Annotated in this window: 11 protein-coding genes; 1 reads left to right on the forward strand and 10 read right to left on the reverse strand. The window is 70.7% G+C overall.

Annotated features, from left to right (window positions below):
- The 10 genes from ACFC1X_RS40335 to ACFC1X_RS40380 all read right to left on the reverse strand — a co-directional run.
- Positions 1–461: condensation domain-containing protein (locus ACFC1X_RS40335; RefSeq protein WP_376364620.1), on the reverse strand; the 461-nt coding region annotated here is incomplete at its 3' end.
- A gap of 169 nt (positions 462–630) precedes the next feature.
- Positions 631–801 carry a hypothetical protein gene (locus ACFC1X_RS40340; RefSeq protein WP_376364622.1) on the reverse strand — a complete coding sequence of 57 codons (171 nt, stop codon included), beginning with the start codon at positions 799–801 and terminating at the stop codon, positions 631–633.
- A 153-nt stretch (positions 802–954) separates the two neighbouring features.
- Positions 955–1272 carry a hypothetical protein gene (locus ACFC1X_RS40345; protein ID WP_376364625.1) on the reverse strand — a complete coding sequence of 106 codons (318 nt, stop codon included), beginning with the start codon at positions 1270–1272 and terminating at the stop codon, positions 955–957.
- Positions 1273–1535: 263 nt separating this feature from the next.
- The gene (locus ACFC1X_RS40350) at positions 1536–2576 is read right to left on the reverse strand and encodes a transketolase family protein (protein WP_376364648.1); all 1041 of its coding nucleotides are present in this window, start codon (positions 2574–2576) and stop codon (positions 1536–1538) included.
- Between the two features lie 5 nt (positions 2577–2581).
- Positions 2582–3460, reverse strand: a complete 879-nt coding sequence (locus ACFC1X_RS40355) for a transketolase (RefSeq protein ID WP_376364628.1) — start codon at positions 3458–3460, stop codon at positions 2582–2584.
- Positions 3457–4617, reverse strand: coding sequence for a M20/M25/M40 family metallo-hydrolase (locus ACFC1X_RS40360; RefSeq protein WP_376364630.1), 1161 nt, complete (start codon positions 4615–4617; stop codon positions 3457–3459). The genes ACFC1X_RS40355 and ACFC1X_RS40360 overlap by 4 nt, the downstream gene beginning before the upstream one ends.
- The gene (locus tag ACFC1X_RS40365; RefSeq protein WP_376364633.1) at positions 4614–5459 is read right to left on the reverse strand and encodes a [LysW]-aminoadipate kinase; all 846 of its coding nucleotides are present in this window, start codon (positions 5457–5459) and stop codon (positions 4614–4616) included. Before ACFC1X_RS40365 ends, ACFC1X_RS40360 begins: the two co-directional genes overlap by 4 nt.
- Before the next feature lie 64 nt (positions 5460–5523).
- Complete coding sequence (argC, locus tag ACFC1X_RS40370; protein ID WP_376364636.1) at positions 5524–6561, reverse strand: N-acetyl-gamma-glutamyl-phosphate reductase; 1038 nt, start codon at positions 6559–6561, stop codon at positions 5524–5526.
- Positions 6555–7448, reverse strand: coding sequence for a RimK family alpha-L-glutamate ligase (locus ACFC1X_RS40375; RefSeq protein ID WP_376364639.1), 894 nt, complete (start codon positions 7446–7448; stop codon positions 6555–6557). The genes argC and ACFC1X_RS40375 overlap by 7 nt, the downstream gene beginning before the upstream one ends.
- On the reverse strand, positions 7445–7609 hold the full coding sequence (locus ACFC1X_RS40380) for a lysine biosynthesis protein LysW (RefSeq protein WP_376364642.1): 165 nt from the start codon (positions 7607–7609) through the stop codon (positions 7445–7447). Before ACFC1X_RS40380 ends, ACFC1X_RS40375 begins: the two co-directional genes overlap by 4 nt.
- A gap of 390 nt (positions 7610–7999) precedes the next feature.
- Here ACFC1X_RS40380 and ACFC1X_RS40385 point away from each other — a divergent pair.
- On the forward strand, positions 8000–9369 hold a 1370-nt coding region (locus tag ACFC1X_RS40385), incomplete at its 3' end, for a condensation domain-containing protein (protein ID WP_376364645.1).

A 9369-nucleotide genomic window follows, 5' to 3' on the forward strand; every position in this document is an offset into this window, starting at 1 on the left:
CCCTCCAGACGCGCGGTGTACGCCTGTCCGAGATCCCGCAGGAACGGGGTGGTGGACCAGCCGTCGGAGGCGATGTGGTGCATCAGCACCAGCAGTACCCACTCACCGTCGGCGACGGAGAAGAGGGTCACCCGCAGGGGGATTTCCCCGGCAAGGTCGAACACGTGCCGGGACGCCTGACCCAGCCGCTGCGCCAGCTCACCCTCCGCACAGGCCACAGTCGCAAACGGAACAGGCTCTCCCGGCGGCCGGATGTCCTGGAACGGCTCCCCCTCACTCTCCCGGATCACCGTCCGCAGCACCTCATGCCGGTCCGCAACGTCACCGACGGCCGCCCGCAAAGCCGCCTCGTCCAGCACACCCTTCAACCGGACCACCAACGGCATGTTGTACGCCGAACCCGCCGCACCGAACCGACCCAGGAACCACAGCCGACGCTGCGCAAACGACAGAGGAATCATCAAAACTCCATACGTTGGTAGGCAACACGAGGAATCCGGTTGCACTTGTCACACGCATGGATGCCGACCGGGCAGTGTTCGCCTGAAAGTGAGAGTGCCGGGCGATGAACGCCGAAAAGGGAAGAGAAGGCGGGGGCGGGGGTGTGAGCGCTACCCAGGGTTCAGCCGGTCAGTCCCAGCCGTTGTTGTCCTTCGCGTCGGTGACGGACGTGGTAGCCACCGTGGAGACCGTGGACTGGTGGCCTCGTTCAAGCGACTGGGACAGCGTCGTGAGCGTCGCGAAGGCCGTGGTGACGACGACGGCGGTGCGCACGGCGAACAGCTTCTGAACGGCAGGCATCTGGGGTTCTCCCGAGGTTGCTTGGTTTGCGGGTGTGTTTCCCGCTGATGACTGCATTCTCGGCAACCGGAGAGGAGGTGTTGAAGGGGTTTTGGCGACAGGGTCCTGTCACGGCAACTCGTTGTCAGGGGGATGCGCCAACGGGACGGCGGGTCAGCCTCCTGTCCGCGGCTCCCCGGGCCAGTACGGGCCGAAGGATGATGCGAACGTGCCCGTGCTGGACAGCAACCGGCCCCTGGAAGAGGCCGGTTCCGGGTACAGGTCCAGGTGGCAGAGTGCCCGCGCCGCGTTCTCGGCGCGCGCGAGATCGGGTGCCAGGAGGAAGAACACGGCACTGACACGCGTTCCCTCGCACTGTACGTAGACGTGCTGCAGGTAGTGGTCCTCGGTGGCATGTTCGAGCAGCCGGTGCCTGATGGTCTCGGCGTCGGATGCGTCGAGATACTCCATATGGGCTTGCACGACGTACATCTGGTGCCTATTCATTCGAAAGAGAAAGCGCGAACGGCAGGACAGATGTGGGGGGCCGGCGCGCCGCGGTCGGATTTACTCCGGCACCTGATCATTCCGAATGGGGGGAGTGCGCGGCAATTCGGTCCACGTCGGCCAGAGCGGCGGGAGCAGTGTCCGAAGAGCTGGGTGGGCCGAACGGAATGCTTGGCCAGGCCAAACAGCACGCACGATAGCGCCACTTGGCTACCTGGGCCACCCATTCTCGGGAAATGAGACGGCCGTCAGTGGGAAGGCTTCGCACGCAAGGAGGCTCTGACATGCGCGACGACCGCGTCCGCCGTGATTCCGTTCCGGGACAGCAGATGCCCGTGGTCACCGGTGCCGGAGGCGAAGTGGTCCCCGACGGCCACGAGCCGTACCGGGCAGCCGGCCCCCGAACGGCAGACGGCCTCTGCCACCGCGGATCCGAGCCCCCCGGCCGCCCAGTGCTCCTCGACGGTCACGATGCCCCCCGGCTTGCGCGCCGCGGCCAGCAGGGCCTCCGTGTCGAGAGGCTTGACGCTGTGCATGTTGAGGACAGTCACTTCAATGTCCTCCTCCGCCAGCTGGGCCGCCGCGTCCAGGGCCGTCAGGACCGGCAGGGCACCCACCGCGACGAGGGTGGCGTCCGCGCCTTCGCGGAGGTGCTGCGCATGGCCGAGGACAACCGGCGGGACGTCCTGGGTGAGATCCGGAGTGGCCTTGCGCCCGAGCCTGACGTACACCGGTCCGGGAAGCGGGTGTGCCTGGGAGAGGAGTTCCCGTGTGGACGGCCCGTCGGCGGGCGTGACCACGGTCATGTTCGGAAGCATGCGCATCACGCCGAGGTCCTCCAGCGAGTGGTGGGTCGACCCGAGGTGGCCCGCGGAGAGGCCGCCGTGTGTCGCGACGATACGCACGGGCAGGTCGTTCAAGGCGATGTCGAGCTTGACGGCTTCCAGAGCGCGGGTCGCGGCGAAAGTCGCCATGGTGTTCACATAAGGGATGCGGCCGGCCTTCGCGAGCCCGGCCGCGACACCCATCAACCCCTGCTCGGCGATGCCCACGTTGATGTAGCGAGCCCCTTCGTCCTCCCATTTGACGCCGTTGAACAGGCCGGTGTCACTGTCGAGGCAGATAACGCGCTCGTCCCGACGCATCAGCTCCACCAGGGCGTCCCGGTAGATGTCCCGCCCTGCGCGGGGCGCGGCCCGCTCCTCGGGAGCCTCCATGGGTCCGGCTGCGGGCGGCGCCGCCGCGTACGCTTTCCCGTCCCGCACGGTCCCCGGCCCCCCGGTCGTCATCGCCGTCACGACACCGGCCTCCTTTGCTGTTCGCTGTCGAGCACCCGCAGTGCCCGTTTCACCTGGCGGTCCGTCAGTCGTGCGTAGTGACTGCGCGTCTGCCCCTCGACCTGGGGGAAGCCGCGTCCTTTCACGGTTCGGGCGATCACCACTGTCGGCAGTCCGTCACCGCGCGGCGCGCCGGCGAACGCGGCACCGAGTTCGCCCGGGTCGTGCCCGTCGACCTCGTGCACGGCCCACCCGAATCCGCGCCACCGGTCCGCGAGGCACGGCTCGCCCATGGCAGCCCTGACCGGACCGGTGATCTGCAGGCCGTTGGCGTCGACGACGGCGACCAGTCGGTCGAGCCCCAGGGCGCTGGCCATCATCGCGGCCTCCCACACCGAGCCCTCCTGGAGCTCCCCGTCCCCGAGGAGGACGAAGCAGCGGCGGTCGGCGCCGGACAGGCGGAAGTCCAGGGCGGTGCCCACGCCGAGAGCGAGGCCGTGGCCCAGGGATCCGGTCGGCATCTCTACTCCCGGGACCGCCGGATTGGGATGCGCGGTGAGCGGCGAGTCGGGGCTTCCGTAGCCGGAGAGGAGCTCCTCGGGGAAGAAGCCGCGGCCGGCGAGAGCGGCGTAGAGTCCCAGCGCTCCGTGCCCCTTGCTGAGGATGAGGACGTCCCGGTCCGGGGCGTCGGGAGCATCCGGGTCGACGCGCAGCACCGCGTGGTAGAGGGTGGCGAGGATCTCCGCCATGGACACCGAGCCGCCCAGGTGGCCGCCCTCCGGGTTGGCGCACATCTGCGCGACGCGCCGCCGCGCTCGGTGTGCGTGTTCGCGCAGCATCGCGTCCGGTACGGCGGTGTCCGGGTGGACGGTCTGCGGGGGTGTGGTCGTGGTCATCGTTCGCCGCCTTCTGTGGCGACCGCCGTGTTCCGGGCGGACGCGTCGGTCCCACGTTCGGTGCCGAGCCGCTGCCCGATGTCCTCCAGTGCCGACGCGAGGACACCGATGCCATGGAGGTACTCGGAGAGCACGATGTGCTCGTCGTCGGCATGGTCGAGGGAACTGTCCCCGGGCCCGTACGTGGCCATCGGGACCCGCCACTCCTCGGCGAGCGTGTTCATGTCGGAAGTGCCGGACTTGACCTTCATGCGAGGCTTGGCCCCGCGGGCACGGATCGCCGCAGACAGGGACCGCACCACCGGGTCACCGACCCCGGTACGGCAGGCGGCCACGGCGCCTACGACCTCCAGGGTGCCCTGCGGGACCAGCCGGCGCCGGAGCTCGGCGACCAGCCCGCCGGTGTCGTAGCCCAGCGGCGTGCGGATGCTGTACTCGGCTTCGGCGGCCACCGGATCCCCCACGACTGACACCAGGGTCGCGGTGGGCTGGTCGAAACCGCCCGAGCGCGGGTCGGCGGGGTCCGAGCCGAGCACGGAGAGCAGGGTGTGCCAGCCCGCCGCGACCTGTTCGGCGGCCTGTGGGGCCGGGCTGCTGGGGTGCGTCGCCGGGCACTCCACCCGGTAGCGCAGGTCCAGCTTGCCCTTGTACCCGAGGACCACCGTGTTCCAGCCGCTCGGCTCACCGACGACCAGGGCGTCCGGACGCCGGTGGGTCTCCCGGACGAACACGGCGCCCCGAGATCCCGGGGTCTCCTCCTCGACGGCGCCGACCACCACCAGTCGGCCGCGGAAGCCGGTGGAGTTCACCGCGGCGCAGATCATGGTCGCCAGCGGGCCCTTCGCGTCCACTGCGCCGCGCCCGTACAGACGGTCTCCCTCCACGCGTACGGGAACGTCGCCGCTGACGGTGTCCATGTGCCCGATCAGCATCACGGTGGGACCGTCCCCGCGGACGATCTCGCCGACGGCGTTGCCCGTCTTGTCCACCCGGGCCGAGGTGAACCCCAGCTCGGTCATCGCGGTGACGAGGTGCCGGGCGAGCGGGGCCTCCCCGTACGAGGGAGACGGGATCCGCAGCATGCTGCGCAACAGGCCGATCGCGTACGGTTCCGGGCAGGCCACGGCAGCACAGGGCGCGGTGAGGGGCCTGGTCATCGGGACGCTCCGTTCGTGACGGTCGTATCGAGGACGATCCGGGTGACGCCGAGGGCGAGCGCGGAGTGGACGGGGTCGGCAACGCGGCCGTCCCCGACCAGTACCCGCCGCACGCCGCCGGCCAGCGCCTCACGGGCGGCCACCAGCTTCAGGCCCATGCCGCCGCCGGTGAGCGGCGGAGGCGCGTCGAGGGAGACCGGGCACTCGGCCAGGACGGAGGTCTCGTCCGCGGGATCGGCGAGGACACCGGCAGCGCCGGTCAGGAGCACCAGAGCGTCGGCTTCCAGAGCGGCGGCGACGGCCGCCGCCACCCGGTCGGCGTCCGCGTTCACTGGGCGGCAGTCCTCGGCGAGTGCCGGCGGGGACACCACCGGGGTGTGGCCGTCGGCCAGCAGACTCCGCAGCAGGCTCGTGTTGACCGAGGTCACCCGCCCGCTGTGCTGGTCCCTGACCACCTGGGGGCGGCCGTCGACCATCGCCCGGTGCGCCGTCTTGCGGCGGGCCCGCAGCAGCCCGCCGTCGACGCCGGTGAGGCCGACGGCGGACACCCCGGCCGCGGCGAGTTCCGTGACCAGACGCGGTTTGGTCACACCCGCGAGCGCCATGTGCAGCACCCGCAGTGTGGGTTCGTCGGTGTAGCGGGTCGACACGCCGTCGGGGGCGGTCAGTCTCCGCTGCCGCAGTCCCATGCGTTCGGCGAGCACATCGATGTCGGCGGACCCGCCGTGCACGAGGACGACGCCCCACCCCTCGGCCGCCAGCGCGGCCACGTCCCGGCACACGGCCGCCTGGTCCACGGCGGCGTTGCCCCCGCACTTGACCACGATCGTCTTCTGTCCCATCGCCTGTTTCCTCGGCTCCTGCGTCGGCACTTGCTCGGTTCCCGCCTCGGGCCGGGCGGACGTACTAGTTGGGGTGCAGGCCGGTGAACTCCAGCCCGGACTCCTCCGGCCAGCCGAACCGCACGTTCAGGCACTGGACCGCATTGCCCGCGCCACCTTTGACGAGGTTGTCGAGCGCCCCGACGAGGACCACCTCGTCGCTCCGCTCCGAAAGGGCGAAGCCGACGTCGCAGAAGTTCGCCCCGGAGAGGATCTTCGGCTCGGGGAGCCGGTAGGCGCCCCTCTTGTGCGCCACCACACGCACGAACGGCTCGTCCTGGTAGGCGGAGCGGAACGCGGCACGCACATCGGCCTCGGTCGCGCCCTGCACCAGCCGGGCCCGCGCCACCACCTGCACCCCGCGCACCGCCTCCACCCCGGTCGCGGACATCCGCACGGGCAGGCCGGTGGCCTGCGCGATCTCCGCCTCGTGGCGGTGGCTCGTCGGGGCGAACACCCGCATCGCACCACTGCGTTCGGCGTGCAGGTTGGCCGGGCCGGCCGACACTCCGGAGCCGCTGGACCCGGTCCGCGCGTCCAGCCGGACCGTGCCGTGCACCAGCCCGGCCTCGACGACCGGCCGCACCGCGAGGATCCCGGCCGCCGCCATGCAGCCGGGGACCGAGATGCGGTCACTGCCGGCCAACTCCTTGCGGTGCCACTCGGGTAGCCCGGTCGTGAACTCCGGGATCAGCGCGGTCTGGGCGTGCGGAACCCCGTAGTACGTCTCGTAGACGTCCGGGTCACGTAGCCGGAAGTCCCCCGACAGGTCCACCACCACGTCGGCCAGGGCCAGGTACTGCGGCATCCTCAGCATGGTCCGGGTGTGCGGCATGGCCAGGAAGAGCACGTCATAGCGGGCACCGTCCGCACCGAGCCGCTCGTGGGCGACGAACCGCAGCTCCGAACGGCCCCGCAGGTTCGGGTGGGCCCCGTCGACCCGCCGGCCCGCGAGACTGTCGGACGACACGGCTGCCACCTCGACGTTCGGGTGGCCGAGCAGTAGGCGCAGGAGTTCCCCGCCGATGTAGCCGGAGGCCCCGCCGATGGCCGCTCTCAGCATGAGGCTGCCCTTTCCTTGAGATGGTCCAGGACGGCATCGGCCACCGGCACCGTGTCGCCGAGAGCACGCTGGAATCCGGTGAACTCCACGCCGGCATTGACTTCCAGGACGGACAGCGCGCCGTCGCCGTCCTCGACGAGGTCCACCCCCGCGATGTCCGCCTCGACACACCGGGCCGCCTCTACCGCCAGCTTTTCGATCTCCGCCGTCACCGTGCAGCGCACCGTCTCCGCCCCCTGGGCGACATTGGTGCGCCATCCGCCGCCACGCCGGTACACCGCGCCCAGGACCCGGCCGCCCACGACCACGACCCGGATGTCCCGGTCCGGTTTCGCGACCAGCTCCTGCACGTACACCAGGTGCGAGGACGGCCCCGGCAGCGCCGCGATGTACTCCATGACCGTCTCGGCCGCCTCCCGGTCCGGCAGCCGGCTCACGAGCCGCCCCCACGACCCGGTGAGCGGCTTCACCACGGCCGGATAGCCGATCGCCTCCAACGCGTCCAACGCCGCCTCGGGCGTCAGCGCGAGGGCTGTCCGGGGGGTGGGCAGGCCGGCCTCCTGCAGCGCCAGCGACGTGCGGTACTTGTCCCCGCACACCTCTGTCGAGGCCGCCGAGTTGATGACCACCGCGTTCGCGGACTCCAGCGCGCGCGCCGCGTACAGCGCCCGTGCGTGCCCGATCTCACGGTTCAGCACGACGTGGCGGGGCCGCGCCCGGCCGGAGGGCGGCACGGGATCCGCGTCGAGCGCCTGCCAGAACCGGCGGCTGTCGATGACCTCGCACCGCAGCCCGCGCCGGTCGAACGCGTCGAGTATCCGCTTCTCGTCCGTGCGGACCCGGGAGACCACCATCGCGAAGGAGGCTCCCGCACCGCCCGCCGTCACTCGCCCCAGTCCTCTTCGATCTCGGGGGCAAGAGCCACCTGCAGCGGCTCCACCGTGAGGATCTCCAGCTCGGTGGAGCAGTCGCCGCATTCGACGATCTCACTCACCCGTGGCGCATCGCCGACGACGACCGACGCCTCGCACTCAGGGCACGCAATCACTTGTCACTCCTTGACGATGGTGTGGCTGGTGTGGACCGGCCAGCGCTGAACGAGCACCAGTAGAGCCCGCGCCGCAAACCGACCACATCCACCCTCCCGATGAAGCAGAGCGGAGCCGCTGCGTCGACATCCGTCACCGCGCCGTAAGCACAGCGTCGACGCCCCCCGCCCTCCGTTGCCTTCTGCCGGAACCCCAGCTGCTCTGGCAGCTAGTTGCCGGGGCGACGTCCTGACAACCCGTCCGCGTGGTGCTCGCGTGATCGGACGACAAGACTTCCCGTCACGGTGCCGGAATCGGCCGTGCCGTCCGGAAGGCCGGCGATTCCGCTGCACACCCGGCGCCGGCTATCGACGAACGGGCGGCTACTCGCCATGGTGGGAGACATCGGAATGAGCAACTCGCTGCTGCCGCTGCTGGCCGCGCAGTCCGGCATCTGGTACGCGCAGAAACTGGCCCCGGGCGAGCCCCTCTTCCGACCGGGCGAGTACCTGGAGATCCACGGGCCGGTCGACACCATCGCCTTCCGGGCCGCCCTGCAGCAGGCCGTCGACGAAAGTGACACTCTGCGGCTGAAGTTCACCGCGTCGGCCGACGGCCCGATGCAGTACGTCGTCCCGCACGTGGACGCGGACCTCCACGTCGCCGACCTCAGCGCACTGCCCGACCCGCGCACCGCCGCCGAACAGTGGATGGACGAGGACCTGGGCCGGGTCCCCGATCTGCTCAAGGAACGCGCCTTCTCCTTCGCGCTGTTCAGACTCGCCCCGGACCGCCACCTCTGGTACCACGGCTACCACCACATCGTGATGGACGGCTTCGGGGCGGCCTTGTTCGCGCGCCGGGTCGCCGAGCTGTACACGGCCGCGATCAGCGGCGAAGTGGCGCCGGAACGCCGGGCCGGCACGATCGGCGAGCTCCTCGTCGAGGAGAAGGAGTACGACTCCTCCGCCCGGTTCGCACAGGACGAGGCGTTCTGGCAGGCGGAACGCGACGCCGACCCGGCCCGCGAGCACAGCACCTGGCCCCCGCTCTCGGGCGCGTCGGACTTCGAGCGTTCCACCACCACCGTTCCAGCCGACGTCACCCGTGCCCTGCGCTCCCTGTCCGCGGAGTCCGGTGTCAGCCTGTCCCGGCTGCTCATCGCGTTGACCGGCCGCCACCTCCAGGCCACCTCCGGTACCCGGTGCGCGGCCATGGAACTCCCCGTTACCGCCCGCACCACGCCGCTCGCCCGGAGCACCCCGGCGATGATGATGAACGGCGTTCCCCTCACGCTCACCCTGCCCCCCGGCATGCTCCTTCCCGAACTGCTGCGGCACACCGCCGAACGGGTGCGAAGCGTGCTCCCGCGCCAGCGGTTCCGCGGCGAATACCTGCGCCGAGCGGGCGGCGTCCGGCCGGTCGTCAACGTCATGACCTTCGACTACTCGCTCACTTTCGGTGGCCATCCCGTCACCGCCCACAACATCTCCAAGAGGCGCATCGAGGGTCTGTCGATCTCCACCTACACGCGTACCGCCGATGGGCCGCTCCTCGTTGATTTCGACGTCAACCGGGGTCTGCTGGAGGCCGGGGAGCCGGCGGCGCAGCCGGAACGCTTCGTCCGGGTACTGGAGCGGGCCGCGGCACTCGCGGGCGTACCCGAGCGCACCTCGTTCCCGGTCGACGGTCTCGACGTGCTGGCGTCGGCGGAGCGGTCGGCGGTGCTGGAGGACTGGAACGACACGGCCCTGGTGGATGCGGCCACTTCCGTGGTCGA

Source organism: Streptomyces sp. NPDC056128, from assembly GCF_042263835.1.
Classification (GTDB): domain Bacteria; phylum Actinomycetota; class Actinomycetes; order Streptomycetales; family Streptomycetaceae; genus Streptomyces.

What these genes read in the sequence shown, in the direction of transcription:
- ACFC1X_RS40340 (WP_376364622.1), bottom strand. Translation starts at nt 801, where the DNA reads ATGCCTGCCGTTCAGAAGCTGTTCGCCGTGCGCACCGCCGTCGTCGTC.
- ACFC1X_RS40345 (WP_376364625.1), bottom strand. Translation starts at nt 1,272, where the DNA reads ATGTACGTCGTGCAAGCCCATATGGAGTATCTCGACGCATCCGACGCC.
- ACFC1X_RS40350 (WP_376364648.1), bottom strand. Translation starts at nt 2,576, where the DNA reads ATGACGACCGGGGGGCCGGGGACCGTGCGGGACGGGAAAGCGTACGCG.
- ACFC1X_RS40355 (WP_376364628.1), bottom strand. Translation starts at nt 3,460, where the DNA reads ATGACCACGACCACACCCCCGCAGACCGTCCACCCGGACACCGCCGTA.
- ACFC1X_RS40360 (WP_376364630.1), bottom strand. Translation starts at nt 4,617, where the DNA reads ATGACCAGGCCCCTCACCGCGCCCTGTGCTGCCGTGGCCTGCCCGGAA.
- ACFC1X_RS40365 (WP_376364633.1), bottom strand. Translation starts at nt 5,459, where the DNA reads ATGGGACAGAAGACGATCGTGGTCAAGTGCGGGGGCAACGCCGCCGTG.
- argC (WP_376364636.1), bottom strand. Translation starts at nt 6,561, where the DNA reads ATGCTGAGAGCGGCCATCGGCGGGGCCTCCGGCTACATCGGCGGGGAA.